We start from the raw sequence: 13879 nt of genomic DNA, 5'->3' as shown, positions 1-13879 counted from the left end.
GTCACCTGTTCTAAAGCTTTCCCATGACCATCTGGCGAAATCCGTAGATCTCGCGCTTGCCGCTCACGGGAACCAATGTCACGTCGCGTTCCTGACCGGGCTCGAAGCGCACGGCAGTTCCGGCTGCAATATCCAGCCGCTGTCCGAGCGCCTTGTCGCGTTCGAAAGAAAGGGCCGCATTCACTTCGTAAAAATGAAAATGACTACCGACCTGTATGGGGCGGTCGCCGGTATTGGCGACCTTGATCGTGATGGTGGATTGCCCCTGATTGAGTTCTATATCGCCGTCCTGCGTAATAATTTCGCCGGGGATCATGTCACACCTCACCCAGCCATCAGCATCAGGCCGCCAAGTGCGGTAGCGCCACCGGCCAGACGCAAAGCAATTTTGCCATTCCTGCCCGCCATAAGCCGTCCTGCGGCAAGGCCGACACCCATGCCAGCGGCGTGTAGCAGTGCGGTCGCAAGCGCAAATCCAGCCGCATAGGAGAGGAATGTCGCGCCTCCGATTTCCCCGCCGTGTGCATGACCGTGAAAGAAGGCGAAGAAGCCGGCAATAAGTGCGCCAACAACCGGAGTGACAGGGAAGGCAAGCGCCACCATAAGACCAAGCACGACCACCGAAGCCAGAATGACCGGCTCAACGAAGGGCAGCGGCATGCCCAGAAGTGCCGCCACAAAACCAAGCAGCATCACGCCGACAAATGCCGCTGGCACGACGAAGAGTGCCCGTCCACCGAGCATGGCGGCCCAAAGTCCTACCGCAACCATCGCCAGGATATGGTCCGCGCCGGAGAGCGGATGCGTGAAGCCCGCCGCAAACGAGCCATGTTCGGCCGGATTGAGATGGGCAAAGGCAGGGCTTGCGGTGAGTGCCATTGCCACCGCGGCAAGGACCGTAGTCTTCTTCATTATCGTACCTTTCAAAAAACAGGTTCGCCTCGGCGAAACCTGAAAATCAGCGGATCGGCTCGTGAACGGTGACGAGCTTTGTGCCATCGGGAAATGTGGCTTCGACCTGAATGTCGTGGATCATTTCGGGCACACCATCCATCACCTGTTCACGGGTGATGACGTGCGCGCCTGCTTCCATAAGATCGGCAACCGTGCGCCCATCACGGGCACCTTCAACGACAAAATCGCTGATCAGTGCGATCGTTTCCGGATGATTGAGTTTTACACCGCGCTCCAGACGGCGGCGGGCAACCATGGCGGCCATGGCGATCAAAAGCTTGTCTTTTTCCCTGGGCGTCAAATTCATGACTTCGTTCCAAACTTCATACTTTCAAAGCGGTATGCATTCCGCTGGCGTTAAAAGCGGCGGGATTGCCGCGAACTCAAAATGTCCAAACTTTGGGCAGTTCTGCCTTACCGTTAAGCAGGGCAAGCAATGGCCCCAGACGTTTGCGCAAGGTGTAACTATCCGGCGCGTGAAGTCGCATCATCAGTTTGGTTGCAGGACCAACCTGCCAGAGGCTGGCACCGCCCTCCTCTCCAATGATCTGCCGGGCTGCTTCCAGATGTTTCCCGGCCTCCCCTGAAATCAGAAGCACGGTGGCCACGGCAAAAGCCCCATCGGTCACTGGACGCGCTTGCAATTCGGCCCCAACATCTGGTCCCAGCCGAAACTCTTCGGCATGCACAAGCCTCCCATCGGGCCGCCCACCCAACCGCACACGCCAACGGTCACTGAACATCGCTTCATCAACCCGCTCACCCATGGCAAGGCGCCCGAATATAGTCGCCTCCACCACCAGGATTTCCGCCTCTTCCTCCAGCTCGACATCCAGCGTTCGTGACAACACGGATTGATTGAACAGAATGGTTTCCTGCGGAAGCCAAGCAAGACGCGTGCCTTTTGCCGCCTTCAAACGCGTGGCAATGCGTGCCTCGCCGCCCCCTGAGCGATAGATACGCTCACAGGCCTGCGTGGTAATGACAGCCGAAGCGTTTTCGCCAAGCTCCACATCCCATTGCAGTCGGTCACCGCCCGTCAGCCCTCCTGATGTGTTGATCAGGATTGCTTCCAGCGGATCGCCTCCGACTTGCGGCATGCGGATCTTGGCTGCGCCTTCCTGGTAAAGCCTGGAAATGCGCGAACGCCCGTCCTTGAAATGTATCGAAAGCCCACCCAGCCCGTTGACGCGCTGCGAGGAGAGCTCCGCTAACTTATTGTTATTTATTATCATCTGCGCGAATCTCGTCTTGCTCTTCTAAAGCAGAACTGACCGCATAATAAAGGGGGGTGGGGGTGCGGCAGGACGCCGCCACATATTGGAAAGCTTGAAAATGTTTCATCAAAAGCCACGGCAATCCCACCCGAAGCAATGTTTCGGATGGGATTTATCGATCAGTTCCTCGGTCAAATACGCATTGCCGCCGGGTGCGTGACCGTCTTTCGATAGAGATGCCAGGTCGCATGCCCAAGGATGGGTATCACTACCGCCAGCCCGGCAAACATCGTGGCAAAACCGACGACCAGCATCGCAGTTACGATTGCAGCCCAGAGCAGCGATTCCATGGGGTTGCGCATGACAACACGCAACGATGTCGCAACCGCTGCCGCAGCGCCGCAATCCTGATCAAGCAGCATCGGGAAAGTCACAATCGTCGAGCACAGGACAACGATTGCAAAAAGCAAACCAATGCCACAACCGGCAAAAATCAGACTGCGTCCCTCTTCCGTTGACGACACCTGATTCATCAACATGGAGAAGCTCTCGGGCGGCATCGGCCCGAAATAGTGAACATAGAGATTTTGCGCCACCAGCAGCCAGACAATAAAGATTGCGAACAGAAAAGCACCGACAGCCACGATGGACGGCAATGCCGGGGAATGGCTCACATCGAGCGCACGTTTCCAGGATGTATCCAACCCTTCTTCACGGCGGCGGCTCATCTCATAAAGCGGCAGCGCAGCAATTGGCCCGATCAGGGCAAAGCCGGACATCAGGGGAAACAAGAGCGGTAACGCGTTTGCGTTCGTGCTCCAGTAAGTGATGAACAACCCCGCCAGCGGGTATATGAGGCAAAGGAAAACGTAATGCGATGGCTTTGCCCAGAAGTCGTTGAAGCCCAGACGCAGGGCATCAAATACATCTGCCATGCGAATGCGCTTAACTTCAGGATAAAAGGCTGATTGGTCTCGACCTGCAACAACATGAAACTGTGCCATGACGCTCCTCCTGCGGATTAAGCAGTCCTGACGGCAAGGAAACGGTCAGGACATGGCCTGCACGCAATTTCTGGCTTTCAACCGGTCACCGGACAAATCCGATTTCGTGACGCCAATTCGTCAGACCAGAGCCTGACGGTCTGGCGAACAGTATACATCGAAAAGACTGGTGGCGAAAGAAAAGCGGCTCAATGAGATTGAACCCCTGCGTGAACTGATCTCAAATCAGCAACCACACGCACTTTCCATTAGAGCGCATCCCGAAAAGTGTGAAACGGTTTTCGGAAAAGATGCGCGTAACAACAAATGATTAGAGCGCCGATTTGATCCAATCAGATCGAAACGCGCTTTAATGAAAGCACGGCAAAGCCAGTTTCTGGATTTTATTGGAAAATAATGGTGCTGCGAGAGAGGATTGAACTCTCGACCTCTCCCTTACCAAGGGAGTGCTCTACCACTGAGCTACCGCAGCAATCTCTTGAGTGCGGCGGACTTCTGCCACATCATTACGCAAATCGCAAGCAAGCAATTGCATTTCTTTTCACATAATGTGGAAATCTGCCGGACACGCATTTGAAAGCAGCTTTTCCGGCCCTTTTTCCCGTAGTAGAAGACCGCCATGAGCGAAAATACGACCAACAAAGAGAAACAAACCCAATCGGACCAGCGCAAAAAACGCCGGGCCGAGGAGTTGCGCGCGAATCTGATGCGCCGCAAAGCGCAATCCAGATCGCGTCGCGCGGGCGAAGCGGATGAACGAAACGACGGCATCACCGCCGCCAGCGACGACACAGACTGAGAATCGCACCATCAAAGCCTTCCTTGAAGATAGGGGGGCTCTGCGGTAAAAGCTCATTTCTGTTCTTCGCAGCGATGTCGTCCTATTGTGATTCGTATTTGACGTAATTTGGCCGCAAGACTCGTAATTTCATGACGCAACGCCACCGCGCCTTAAGGGCTGCCGGATTTGGTGAAAATTTATCGGGCAAGGTATCGGCCCAGAAGGTGACACAGCATGGATCGCATCAAAATCGTTGGTGGCAACAAGCTCAACGGCATCATTCCAATCTCCGGCGCAAAAAATGCCGCTCTGCCGTTGATGATCGCCTCGCTTCTGACCGACGATACGCTGACGCTCGAAAATGTGCCGCATCTGGCTGACGTCGAACAGTTGATCCGCATCCTCAGCAATCACGGCGTGGATTATTCGGTTAACGGACGTCGCGAGCATCAGGATGGAGCCTATTCACGTACGATCCATTTTACTGCCCGTAATATCGTCACCACCACTGCACCCTATGAACTCGTATCCAAGATGCGTGCGAGTTTCTGGGTTATTGCGCCGCTTCTCGCCCGCATGGGCGAAGCAAATGTTTCCCTGCCGGGCGGCTGCGCTATCGGGACACGCCCGGTCGACCTTCTCCTCGAAGCCTTATTAGCTCTTGGAGCCGACATCGAAATCGAAAACGGCTACGCCAAGGCGAAAGCCAGGAACGGTCTCGTCGGCGCACGCTATAAGTTTCCGAAGGTCTCCGTCGGCGCGACCCATGTCATGCTGATGGCAGCAGCCCTCGCCAAGGGCGAAACCGTCATCGAAAATGCCGCCCGCGAACCGGAAGTCGTCAATCTCGCCGACTGCCTTAATGCAATGGGCGCCAAGATCACCGGCGCCGGAACCAGCACTATCCATATCGATGGGGTCACCAACCTGTCGGGTGCGCGCGTTCGTGTTATTCCAGACCGTATCGAAGCCGGCACCTATGCCATGGCCGTCGCCATGACCGGCGGCGATGTGCTTCTGGAAGGTGCTCAGGAAAGCCAGCTTTCCGCCGCTCTCGAAACGCTGCGACAGGCCGGAGCTGAAATCACCGAGACCAACAGCGGCCTCCGCGTTGTCCGTAACGGTCATGGTATCCATCCCGTTGACGTTACTACCGACCCTTTCCCCGGTTTCCCGACCGACTTGCAGGCGCAGTTCATGGGCCTGATGACCAAGGCCAAGGGAACGTCGCGCATCACGGAAACCATTTTTGAAAATCGCTTCATGCACGTGCAGGAGCTGGCACGTCTTGGCGCAAAGATTTCTCTGTCCGGCCAGACTGCAACCGTCGAAGGCGTGGAACGCCTCAAAGGCGCGCAGGTAATGGCAACGGATCTTCGGGCTTCGGTTTCGCTTGTGATCGCTGGCCTTGCTGCTGAGGGCGAAACCATGGTCAACCGCGTGTATCATCTGGATCGCGGCTTTGAGCGTCTGGAAGAAAAACTGTCACGCTGCGGCGCGACAGTAGAACGTATCAGTGGCTGATCTGACCAAGCCGGAGTGACATTCATCGCTCCGGCTTTTTCTTGCGCTAGGCTAAAGATTCCAATCGAAGGGCGACAGGCTTGAAAAGCCTGTCGATTTTTTTGTTTTGACATGCCAAGTTGATAATTGGCCGAGCGGGTGATTTATTTTCTGCCTGTTGGGAGCAGTTATTAACCGACAACGGAAAGTGGTGCTGGAGTATGGAGATGTTGAAGCTTGTGGCGCTGGATGAGGAGGATTTGCAGGTCCTGTCCGCTCATCTTCAGGACGCAGTTTTGAAAGTATCCGACCTTCAGTATCTCGGGAACGAGAAGCGCTTCGTTCTCACGGCAAACCGCTTTGTCTGGGAAGAAAGCAAGCCGAAGTTCCTGCGCAAGCCGCAATATCAACGCAGGCGTACCGCTCTGCACTTCAACCGTGTGATCGCAGCCAAGGCAGTCGGCATTGACCGCCAGAAACCGGATGAAGTGCTTTCCCTGATGGCCATTCAGTTCACGGCCGGTGAAACACCTGCCGGAACAATAGAACTGACTTTCTCGGCAAATGCGGCTATCCGTCTTGAAGTGGAATGTATCGAAGCGCAAATGACGGACCTTGGCGCGGCATGGGAAACAGAATCACTTCCTCGCCATAACGTCTAATACCCAACCTTGATGAGTTGAATCATCGAGATTTGGAAAGCCCGTGTGGCGATTGAGCATTTTCAGGGCTTGGATAGCGTCAGCATCTTAGCGCCCTGGCATAAGAGAGGGTTATACAAAACCGTCTTTCGTCAGCCAGACGCCAGTCTGGCAAAGCATATTTGAAGGAACAGAAGCGTGGTCAAGACGCTCAGACAAACCGATCCCGATTTCGAGAATAATTTCGCGACATTTCTGGCCAGCAAACGCGAGGCGTCCGAGGATGTCGATCGTGCGGCCCGCGAGATCGTTGAACGGGTGCGTCGTGAAGGTGACAGTGCGCTCATCGACTATTCCCGGCGCTTTGACCGGATCGATCTCGAAAAAACCGGAATTGCGGTCACTGAAGCTGAAATCGATGCCGCATTCGACATAGCCCCGGCATCGACGATCGAAGCGCTGAAGCTTGCTCACGAGCGCATCGAGAAACACCACGCGCGGCAGTTGCCGAAAGATGATCGTTATACGGATGCGCTTGGCGTTGAGCTCGGTTCGCGCTGGACCGCTATCGAAGCTGTGGGGCTCTATGTTCCGGGCGGCACGGCAAGCTACCCAAGTTCCGTATTGATGAACGCTGTTCCAGCCAAGGTGGCAGGTGTAGAGCGCATTGTCATGGTGGTTCCAGCACCTGACGGCATTCTCAATCCATTGGTTCTGGTGGCAGCACGTCTGGCTGGCGTTTCCGAGATTTATCGTGTCGGCGGCGCACAGGCTATCGCAGCCCTCGCCTATGGCACCGAAACAATTAGTCCGGTTGCCAAGATCGTCGGCCCCGGCAACGCCTATGTTGCGGCGGCCAAACGTATCGTCTTCGGCACGGTCGGCATCGACATGATCGCCGGGCCATCGGAAGTGCTGGTCATCGCCGACAAGGACAACAATCCTGACTGGATCGCCGCTGACCTCCTTGCTCAAGCGGAGCACGATACCGCTGCGCAATCGATCCTTATGACCAATGATGAAGCTCTTGCTCTGGCTGTCGAAGAAGCTGTCGAACGACAGCTCCGCAACCTCCCGCGCGCGCAAACTGCCGCCGCGAGCTGGCGTGATTTCGGCGCGGTTATTCTGGTCGAGGATTTCGAGGCAGCCATTCCGCTTGCCAATCGCATTGCAGCCGAGCATCTGGAAATCGCTACAGCCGATCCGGAAGCGTTGCTGCCAAAAATCCGCAATGCAGGATCGATCTTCATCGGCGGCTATACGCCGGAAGTGATCGGCGATTATGTCGGCGGCTGCAACCACGTTCTGCCAACGGCGCGCTCAGCACGTTTTTCATCCGGCTTGTCGGTTCTCGACTACATGAAACGCACGTCGCTTCTCAAACTCGGCCCTGATCAACTGCGCGTGCTCGGACCTGCGGCAATCGAGATTGCCCGCGCCGAAGGCCTTGACGCACACGCGCAGTCTGTCGCTATCCGGCTGAATCTATGAGGTGACATGACCGCCGCTGTTCCAAATGCGCGCCTTGTTGACGTCGAGCTCGATGAATCCATCGGGCGCTCGACGCCTGACGTCGAGCATGAACGTGCGGTGGCCATTTTTGACCTCATCGAAGAGAATTCCTTCCACCCGATCGGAGACGACACGGGAGGGCCGTACCGTCTCAAGCTTTCGCTGATGGAATCGCGACTGATCTTCGCCATCACCCGGGAAGCCGGTGAAGACGTCGCGACCCATATTCTCTCACTCACGCCCTTACGGCGTGTCGTGCGGGATTATTTCATGATTTGTGAAAGCTATTATCAGGCGATCCGGTCGGCCACGCCAAGCAAGATCGAAGCAATCGACATGGGACGGCGCGGCCTGCACAATGAAGGATCGCAGACGCTCCAGAACAGGCTGCAGGGCAAGATCGAAGTTGATTTCAACACGGCACGGCGGCTTTTCACACTTGTCTGCGTCCTGCACTGGAGAGGCTGATCATTGATGGTCATCACCGATGCCCCTCCCGTGAATTTCAGCGCCGACGGCGACGAAGATCATAAATCGAGCCTGCCCAAGTCCCTGCTTTTTGTCTGCGGCAAGAATGCAATTCGTTCACCCATGGCGGAGTTACTTGCAAGACAGGCCCTGCCACCCAATATTTATGTAGCTTCTGCAGGTGTGAAGCGGGGCGAACGTGATCCGTTTGTCGATGCTGTACTTCAAGAGGAAGGCTTGTCGCTTGATAACCGGCAACCGCGTGGCCTCGAAGAACTTGCGGATGGCTATTTCGACCTGATTGTAACGCTGACGCCACTCGCTCATCATACTGTGTTGGAGCGAATGCGGGGTTTCTCGGTTGATGTCGAATATTGGCCAACGCCGGACCCGACCTTGGTAACCGGCAGCCGAAGTCAGATCATGGCGGCTTATCGCGATGTACGGGACCGCCTGAAGCGGCAAATCATGCAGCGTTTTGACAAGAACGGTTCCGGCTAATACGGAATCGGCGGAACCGCTCTAACTGTTTGTTTTGTCGCATTATCCGACGTAAAACGGCTTCGCACTTTTGCTGGAAATGCTCCAGCATCAAGTTCACGGAATTCCGTTGTTCACAAATGCCGCCTAATCATATAGGTTCCGCGCAAATTCCGACCTAAAGACCGCTCGAGAGCGGCATTTTATCAAAGAAAGACACAGGTATCGCATGGCGAAAGAAGAAGTCCTAGAATTTCCGGGTGTTGTTACGGAACTGCTTCCGAATGCAATGTTCCGCGTAAAGCTCGAAAACGAACACGAAATCATCGCCCATACGGCAGGCCGTATGCGCAAGAATCGCATCCGCGTTCTGGCCGGCGACAAGGTTCTGGTTGAGATGACCCCTTACGATCTGACCAAGGGCCGCATCACCTACCGCTTCAAGTAAGCAATCCGTTCCCGTTCCAGGAAATGTCTATTCGATGAGCGCGCAACACAAGCTGGTTCTTGCCTCCGGTTCTCCACGCAGGATCGAGCTTCTGGGGCAGACAGGCATCGAACCGGACCACATTCATCCGGCCGATATAGATGAAACGCCGCAGCGCGCGGAACACCCGCGCTCGCTGGCGCGGCGTCTGTCGCGGGAGAAGGCGCGCAAGGCACAAGAGCAGCTGAAGGACGATGCGAATTTCGCCGGTGCCTTCATTCTTGCTGCCGATACTGTTGTGGCCGTGGGCCGGCGCATTCTCCCCAAAACGGAGATTGCCGACGAGGCAAGAGAATGTCTGCGGCTGCTTTCCGGGCGTACGCACAAGGTTTTCACAGGAGTGAGCCTTGTCTTGCCGAACGGGAATTTGCGCCAGACACTGGTTGAAACACGATTGCGTTTTGAACGGTTATCCCGCCAGCAGATGGATGCCTATCTCTCGTCTGGTGAATGGCGAGGGAAAGCGGGCGGCTATGCAATCCAGGGGCTGGCCGGTAGTTTCGTTGTGAAGCTGGTTGGCTCCTATACAAACGTCGTGGGATTGCCGCTGCAGGAAACTATCAGCCTGCTGAACGACGTCGACTACCCGGTTTACACTAACTGGAACAGCGGGAAAGTCTGAGAGCAGGTATGAGCGACAAGAAGGACATATCGACCGCAGCAGGTGCACGAGTGACGCCATTGCGTCCGACGCGCCCCTGCCCGGAATGCGGAAAGCCTTCATCGCGCGAATCCTATCCGTTCTGTTCGCCACGCTGTAAAAGCATCGATCTCAATCGCTGGCTGTCGGGCAGCTATGTATTGCCGGGAAAGCCGATCGATGAAGAGGAAGAAGAAGGAAACTAGGCCTCTCCCAAAGCGGCTTCCTCCAATAAAATCAGTTATTTATCAAAGATGTGAGAAAAGCTGATAAAAATTGCGATACGGTGCTGGACAGCGCGAAATTTAATGCTATAACCCACCCACTTCCGGCGGGAACCAACACCGCCTCGAACGAGCTAACTGCTTGTTACGGATGCCCGGATAGCTCAGTTGGTAGAGCAGCGGATTGAAAATCCGCGTGTCGGTGGTTCGAATCCGCCTCCGGGCACCACTTTAAGCCCTTCAATAGTCGTCGCAAAAATATTTGTTCAATCAGGCCTCTGTATTCGGCGTGATCATACTCGAAATATTGACCTGACGATTATCCTCTGCAAGGACTAATCATTCCATTTGTTCCTTCCAGGTTCTTCACCAAGCGAGGAAATCTCCATGCTCTGGACGTTGTTCGGCATCCTTTCCGGTGCCTGTATTGCTATTCAGGCGCCAATCAATGCAGCCTTGGCTCGTGGATTGGGGTCGCCGGTGACGGCTGCTGCGATTTCGTTTCTTTCCGGTGCCGTCATCCTTGCCGTTATCGCCGGAATTACCGCGCGCGCGACGGGTGCAATGCCAGCGTTCAACGTGCCTGCGGGCTGGCTTTTCGTGGCTGGCGGTGCGCTTGGCTGTATCTATGTGACCGCATCGGTGTTGCTGACGCCGCGCATCGGGGCTGCTGCCGTGATGGGGCTTGCTGTTGCTGGACAATTGATGGCCGGACTGGCTGCTGACCGCATCGGCTTCATGGGCGTTGCGGTGCGTGAAATCACCGCCGGGCGCATTGTTGGTGCGGTTCTGTTGCTTTCCGGCGCATTGATGATCCGCTTTCTCTAAAAGCAAAGCCGCGCTTTTCAGCGCGGCTTTTTATTTTACGATAAGCCGAAAACTGGCTCTCAACCCTTGAACGTATATTCCGTAATCGACTGCGGCTTCATTTCAATCGAGAAGCCCGGCAGCGATGGCGGCATATAGGCCGCATCCTTGATGATGCATGGCTCGATGAAGTGTTCGTGCAGGTGATCGACATATTCGATCACACGACCGTCCATGGTGCCGGAAACGGCCACATAGTCGATCATGGAAAGGTGCTGCACATATTCACACAGGCCAACGCCGCCCGCATGTGGCCAGACCGGCTTGTTGTATTTTGCAGCGATCAGCAGCACGGCCAGAACTTCATTCAGGCCACCCATACGGCATGAATCGATCTGAACGATGTCGATAGCGCCTTCCGCGATGAACTGCTTGAACATGATGCGGTTCTGGCACATTTCACCAGTCGCAACTTTCACATCGCCAATGGCTTCGCGAATCTTGCGATGGCCTGCAACATCATCCGGGCTGGTCGGTTCTTCGATGAAGAAGGGCCTGGAGAAGGCAAGCTTGTTGACCCACTCGATTGCCTGATCGACTTCCCAGACCTGATTGGCGTCGATCATCAGATAACGATCCGGGCCGATCACTTCGCGCGCGATAGTCAGGCGGCGAATATCATCTTCGAGATCGCGGCCAACCTTCATCTTCACATGATTGAAGCCTTCATCAATCGCTTCCTGGCAAAGACGACGCAGCTTGTCGTCATCATAGCCGAGCCAGCCAGCCGAGGTCGTGTAGCAAGGATAACCCTTGGCTTCGAGCTTCGCGATACGCTCGGCCTTGCCGGCTTCCGCTTTACGCAGAATTTCGACAGCTTCGTCGCGGGTCAGCGCATCGGTGAGGTAGCGATAATCGACGATATCGGCGATCTCTTCCGGCGACATGTCGGCGACAAGCCGCCATACCGGCTTGCCAGCCTGCTTTGCAGCCAAATCCCAGAAGGCGTTGACGACAGCGCCGGTGGCAAGGTGCATCGCGCCCTTGTCCGGGCCGATCCAGCGCAGCTGGCTGTCACCGGTCAGGTAGCGCCAGAACTTGCCGGGGGCCGCGAGGAAATCATCCATCGAGGCACCCACGACCAGATGACGCATGGCGAGAATCGCCTGACAGCAAATGTCGTTGCCGCGTCCAATGGTGAAGGTCAGGCCATGGCCCTTCAGCGCCTCGTCATCCGTATCGAGGATGACATAGGCTGCCGAATAGTCCGGGTCCGGGTTCATCGCGTCAGAGCCGTCCAGACTTTGCGAAGTCGGGAAGCGGAGATCGAAGACGCGCAGATCAGTGATTTTCGTCATGATTTATCCGTGATCAGAGCATGCTCAAAAAAGTTAAACGTCAGCGCGCACGTTCTGCTTCTGCGTGCCGAGACCTTCGATGCCGAGTTCGACAACGTCGCCAGCCTTGAGATAGCGCGGTGGCTTCATGCCCATGCCAACGCCAGGAGGCGTGCCGGTGGAGATGATATCGCCCGGCTGCAAAGACATGAACTGCGAGAGATAGGAAACCAGGTGGCGTACGCCATAGACCATGGTCTTGGTCGAGCCGTCCTGCATGGTTTCGCCATTGACCTTGAGCCACATGCCAAGGTTCTGCGGATCGGCAACCTCGTCCTTCGTCACCAGCCATGGGCCGGTCGGGCCGAACGTGTCGCAGGATTTGCCCTTGGTCCACTGACCGGCGCGCTCGATCTGGAAAGCGCGTTCCGAGACGTCGTGCAGCGTGCAGTAGCCCGCGACATAATCAAGCGCATCATCTTCCGAAACATATTTCGCGGTCTTGCCGATAACGATGCCGAGTTCGACTTCCCAGTCGGTCTTTTCCGAACCGCGCGGGATGAGCAGATCGTCGTTCGGGCCAACGATGGCCGAGGTGGCCTTCATGAAGATAACGGGTTCTGGCGGAACGGCCATGCCGGATTCGGCTGCGTGATCAGCATAGTTGAGGCCGATGCAGATGAACTTGCCGGTGCCTGCAACGCATGGACCGAGGCGCGGGTTGCCTTCGACCTTCGGCAACGAATTGATATCGATCGCACCGAGCTTGGCCAGTGCATCCGGGGCCAGAGCCGCGCCGGAAAGATCGCTGACATGGGCGGAAAGATCACGGATATTGCCGTCCGCATCGAGAAGGCCCGGCTTTTCCTGACCGGTTTCGCCATAGCGAAGAAATTTCATGAGTTTACTCCTTGAGGGGATAAAATTGGGGGCGGTGGAGATGCCTAGAGCTGTCGAAATTCAGGTTATGGCGTGCCGAAAATGGTGTTTTTCGAGAACCGGAGCGGAATGTACTTAAAGGTACATGAGCACCGGAAGCGCAGAAGAATACCGTTTGCAGGCCGCCAGAGCCTGAATAGCGATAGCTCTAGATCGTCCAGCCACCATCGATGTTATAAGCCTGACCGGTGGTGTACGTGGCACCTGCGAGATAGACCGCGAGATCGGCGATTTCTTCCGGCTGACCGATACGGCCAATTGGCTGACGCGCGATGAAGGCTGCGCGCTGTTCTTCATAATCGCCCTGCGCACGCAGACGGTCCTGAAGCGACGGGCTTTCAACCGTACCGGGGCAGATGGCGTTGCAGCGGATGCCTTTGGCAACATAGTCGGCAGCGACAGCCTTGGTGAGGCCTATGACCGCTGCCTTGGTGACGCCATAGGCAAAGCGGTTCGGCACGCCCTTCACGCTCGAAGCGACCGACGCCATGTTGACGATAGCGCCGTCCTTGCGTTCCAGCATTCCCGGCAGCACGGCGCGAATGGTGCGGATCATGGCCTTGACGTTGAGATTGACGGCAAAGTCGAGATCTTCGTCCTTCATCTCAAGGATTGAGCCGCCATGGACGACGCCCGCGCAGTTGAACAGGATATCGACCTGACCGATCTCGGCGACCGCTGCCTTCACTTCCGCCTCGTCAAGCACGTTGAGCTTGCGGGTGATAATGCCCGAAACGCCTTCGATTTCCTTGAGTGCGGCCTCGTTGATGTCGGTCGCATAGACCTTGGCGCCAGCTTCCGCAAAAGCCAGCGCACTTGCACGGCCAATGCCCTGAGCGGCGGCTGTCACCAGTGCGGTTTTTCCATCAAATCGTATCGTCATTT

18 protein-coding genes and 2 tRNA genes are annotated in these 13879 nt (G+C 56.0%); 11 read left to right on the top strand and 9 right to left on the bottom strand.

Translation table 11 applies throughout. From position 1 onward, the window contains the following. Positions 1 to 10: 10 nt before the first annotated feature. From OHI65_RS10940 to OHI65_RS10915, 6 genes are all read right to left on the bottom strand, one after another. Positions 11 to 316 carry an urease subunit beta gene (locus OHI65_RS10940; RefSeq protein ID WP_011982504.1) on the bottom strand — a complete coding sequence of 102 codons (306 nt, stop codon included), beginning with the start codon at positions 314 to 316 and terminating at the stop codon, positions 11 to 13. Positions 317 to 324: 8 nt separating this feature from the next. Further along, positions 325 to 912, bottom strand: a complete 588-nt coding sequence (locus tag OHI65_RS10935) for a HupE/UreJ family protein (RefSeq protein WP_010658103.1) — start codon at positions 910 to 912, stop codon at positions 325 to 327. A gap of 46 nt (positions 913 to 958) precedes the next feature. Next, on the bottom strand, positions 959 to 1261 hold the full coding sequence (locus tag OHI65_RS10930; protein WP_010658102.1) for an urease subunit gamma: 303 nt from the start codon (positions 1259 to 1261) through the stop codon (positions 959 to 961). A 76-nt stretch (positions 1262 to 1337) separates the two neighbouring features. Further along, on the bottom strand, positions 1338 to 2189 hold the full coding sequence (locus OHI65_RS10925; RefSeq protein ID WP_264358845.1) for an urease accessory protein UreD: 852 nt from the start codon (positions 2187 to 2189) through the stop codon (positions 1338 to 1340). Between the two features lie 173 nt (positions 2190 to 2362). Beyond that, positions 2363 to 3175 (bottom strand): DUF2189 domain-containing protein, encoded by an 813-nt coding sequence (locus OHI65_RS10920; protein ID WP_010658100.1) that lies wholly within the window; start codon positions 3173 to 3175, stop codon positions 2363 to 2365. Between the two features lie 397 nt (positions 3176 to 3572). Beyond that, positions 3573 to 3647: transfer RNA gene (locus tag OHI65_RS10915), tRNA-Thr, on the bottom strand. Between the two features lie 147 nt (positions 3648 to 3794). Between OHI65_RS10915 and OHI65_RS10910 the strand changes: the two genes are divergently transcribed. The 11 genes from OHI65_RS10910 to OHI65_RS10860 all read left to right on the top strand — a co-directional run bounded on the left by OHI65_RS10910 (position 3795) and on the right by OHI65_RS10860 (position 10739). Next, complete coding sequence (locus tag OHI65_RS10910) at positions 3795 to 3974, top strand: hypothetical protein (RefSeq protein WP_010658099.1); 180 nt, start codon at positions 3795 to 3797, stop codon at positions 3972 to 3974. Between the two features lie 216 nt (positions 3975 to 4190). After that, the gene (murA, locus tag OHI65_RS10905) at positions 4191 to 5480 is read left to right on the top strand and encodes a UDP-N-acetylglucosamine 1-carboxyvinyltransferase (RefSeq protein WP_010658098.1); all 1290 of its coding nucleotides are present in this window, start codon (positions 4191 to 4193) and stop codon (positions 5478 to 5480) included. 200 nt (positions 5481 to 5680) lie between these two features. Beyond that, entirely contained in the window at positions 5681 to 6121 is a 441-nt protein-coding gene (locus OHI65_RS10900) for a DUF2948 family protein (RefSeq protein WP_010658097.1), read from the top strand. A 177-nt stretch (positions 6122 to 6298) separates the two neighbouring features. After that, positions 6299 to 7591 carry a histidinol dehydrogenase gene (gene hisD / locus OHI65_RS10895; RefSeq protein WP_011982501.1) on the top strand — a complete coding sequence of 431 codons (1293 nt, stop codon included), beginning with the start codon at positions 6299 to 6301 and terminating at the stop codon, positions 7589 to 7591. A 6-nt stretch (positions 7592 to 7597) separates the two neighbouring features. Then, a complete protein-coding gene (locus OHI65_RS10890; protein ID WP_010658095.1) occupies positions 7598 to 8080 on the top strand; it encodes a UPF0262 family protein in 483 nt (160 codons plus the stop codon). Between the two features lie 6 nt (positions 8081 to 8086). Continuing rightward, a complete protein-coding gene (locus OHI65_RS10885; RefSeq protein ID WP_043062393.1) occupies positions 8087 to 8581 on the top strand; it encodes a low molecular weight phosphatase family protein in 495 nt (164 codons plus the stop codon). A gap of 208 nt (positions 8582 to 8789) precedes the next feature. Then, positions 8790 to 9008: a translation initiation factor IF-1 gene (gene infA, locus OHI65_RS10880; RefSeq protein WP_002965531.1), complete on the top strand. Its 219-nt coding sequence runs from the start codon at positions 8790 to 8792 to the stop codon at positions 9006 to 9008. A gap of 34 nt (positions 9009 to 9042) precedes the next feature. Then, on the top strand, positions 9043 to 9669 hold the full coding sequence (locus OHI65_RS10875) for a Maf-like protein (protein ID WP_264358843.1): 627 nt from the start codon (positions 9043 to 9045) through the stop codon (positions 9667 to 9669). Between the two features lie 8 nt (positions 9670 to 9677). Further along, entirely contained in the window at positions 9678 to 9893 is a 216-nt protein-coding gene (gene yacG, locus OHI65_RS10870) for a DNA gyrase inhibitor YacG (RefSeq protein ID WP_010658092.1), read from the top strand. Between the two features lie 171 nt (positions 9894 to 10064). Further along, positions 10065 to 10140, top strand: a tRNA-Phe gene (locus OHI65_RS10865). Between the two features lie 158 nt (positions 10141 to 10298). Then, positions 10299 to 10739 carry a DMT family transporter gene (locus OHI65_RS10860; RefSeq protein WP_010658091.1) on the top strand — a complete coding sequence of 147 codons (441 nt, stop codon included), beginning with the start codon at positions 10299 to 10301 and terminating at the stop codon, positions 10737 to 10739. Positions 10740 to 10798: 59 nt separating this feature from the next. On the opposite strand, the gene OHI65_RS10855 is transcribed toward OHI65_RS10860, so the two are convergent. The 3 genes from OHI65_RS10855 to OHI65_RS10845 all read right to left on the bottom strand — a co-directional run bounded on the left by OHI65_RS10855 (position 10799) and on the right by OHI65_RS10845 (position 13877). Further along, positions 10799 to 12076 carry an L-fuconate dehydratase gene (locus tag OHI65_RS10855; protein ID WP_264358842.1) on the bottom strand — a complete coding sequence of 426 codons (1278 nt, stop codon included), beginning with the start codon at positions 12074 to 12076 and terminating at the stop codon, positions 10799 to 10801. Positions 12077 to 12109: 33 nt separating this feature from the next. Continuing rightward, entirely contained in the window at positions 12110 to 12955 is an 846-nt protein-coding gene (locus tag OHI65_RS10850; protein WP_264358841.1) for a fumarylacetoacetate hydrolase family protein, read from the bottom strand. Between the two features lie 187 nt (positions 12956 to 13142). Continuing rightward, positions 13143 to 13877 (bottom strand): SDR family oxidoreductase, encoded by a 735-nt coding sequence (locus OHI65_RS10845; RefSeq protein ID WP_264358840.1) that lies wholly within the window; start codon positions 13875 to 13877, stop codon positions 13143 to 13145. Between the last annotated feature and the right edge of the window lie 2 nt (positions 13878 to 13879).

It is taken from the genome of Brucella sp. MAB-22 (assembly GCF_025908475.1).
GTDB lineage: Bacteria > Pseudomonadota > Alphaproteobacteria > Rhizobiales > Rhizobiaceae > Brucella > Brucella anthropi.
This window is presented reverse-complemented; position numbering and strand designations above follow the sequence as displayed.

What these genes read in the sequence shown, in the direction of transcription:
- yacG (WP_010658092.1), top strand. Translation starts at nt 9,678, where the DNA reads ATGAGCGACAAGAAGGACATATCGACCGCAGCAGGTGCACGAGTGACG.
- OHI65_RS10845 (WP_264358840.1), bottom strand. Translation starts at nt 13,877, where the DNA reads ATGACGATACGATTTGATGGAAAAACCGCACTGGTGACAGCCGCCGCT.
- OHI65_RS10935 (WP_010658103.1), bottom strand. Translation starts at nt 912, where the DNA reads ATGAAGAAGACTACGGTCCTTGCCGCGGTGGCAATGGCACTCACCGCA.
- OHI65_RS10850 (WP_264358841.1), bottom strand. Translation starts at nt 12,955, where the DNA reads ATGAAATTTCTTCGCTATGGCGAAACCGGTCAGGAAAAGCCGGGCCTT.
- OHI65_RS10855 (WP_264358842.1), bottom strand. Translation starts at nt 12,076, where the DNA reads ATGACGAAAATCACTGATCTGCGCGTCTTCGATCTCCGCTTCCCGACT.
- OHI65_RS10910 (WP_010658099.1), top strand. Translation starts at nt 3,795, where the DNA reads ATGAGCGAAAATACGACCAACAAAGAGAAACAAACCCAATCGGACCAG.
- OHI65_RS10920 (WP_010658100.1), bottom strand. Translation starts at nt 3,175, where the DNA reads ATGGCACAGTTTCATGTTGTTGCAGGTCGAGACCAATCAGCCTTTTAT.
- OHI65_RS10925 (WP_264358845.1), bottom strand. Translation starts at nt 2,189, where the DNA reads ATGATAATAAATAACAATAAGTTAGCGGAGCTCTCCTCGCAGCGCGTC.
- OHI65_RS10885 (WP_043062393.1), top strand. Translation starts at nt 8,087, where the DNA reads ATGGTCATCACCGATGCCCCTCCCGTGAATTTCAGCGCCGACGGCGAC.
- OHI65_RS10890 (WP_010658095.1), top strand. Translation starts at nt 7,598, where the DNA reads ATGACCGCCGCTGTTCCAAATGCGCGCCTTGTTGACGTCGAGCTCGAT.
- murA (WP_010658098.1), top strand. Translation starts at nt 4,191, where the DNA reads ATGGATCGCATCAAAATCGTTGGTGGCAACAAGCTCAACGGCATCATT.
- OHI65_RS10900 (WP_010658097.1), top strand. Translation starts at nt 5,681, where the DNA reads ATGGAGATGTTGAAGCTTGTGGCGCTGGATGAGGAGGATTTGCAGGTC.
- OHI65_RS10940 (WP_011982504.1), bottom strand. Translation starts at nt 316, where the DNA reads ATGATCCCCGGCGAAATTATTACGCAGGACGGCGATATAGAACTCAAT.
- OHI65_RS10860 (WP_010658091.1), top strand. Translation starts at nt 10,299, where the DNA reads ATGCTCTGGACGTTGTTCGGCATCCTTTCCGGTGCCTGTATTGCTATT.
- OHI65_RS10930 (WP_010658102.1), bottom strand. Translation starts at nt 1,261, where the DNA reads ATGAATTTGACGCCCAGGGAAAAAGACAAGCTTTTGATCGCCATGGCC.
- infA (WP_002965531.1), top strand. Translation starts at nt 8,790, where the DNA reads ATGGCGAAAGAAGAAGTCCTAGAATTTCCGGGTGTTGTTACGGAACTG.
- OHI65_RS10875 (WP_264358843.1), top strand. Translation starts at nt 9,043, where the DNA reads ATGAGCGCGCAACACAAGCTGGTTCTTGCCTCCGGTTCTCCACGCAGG.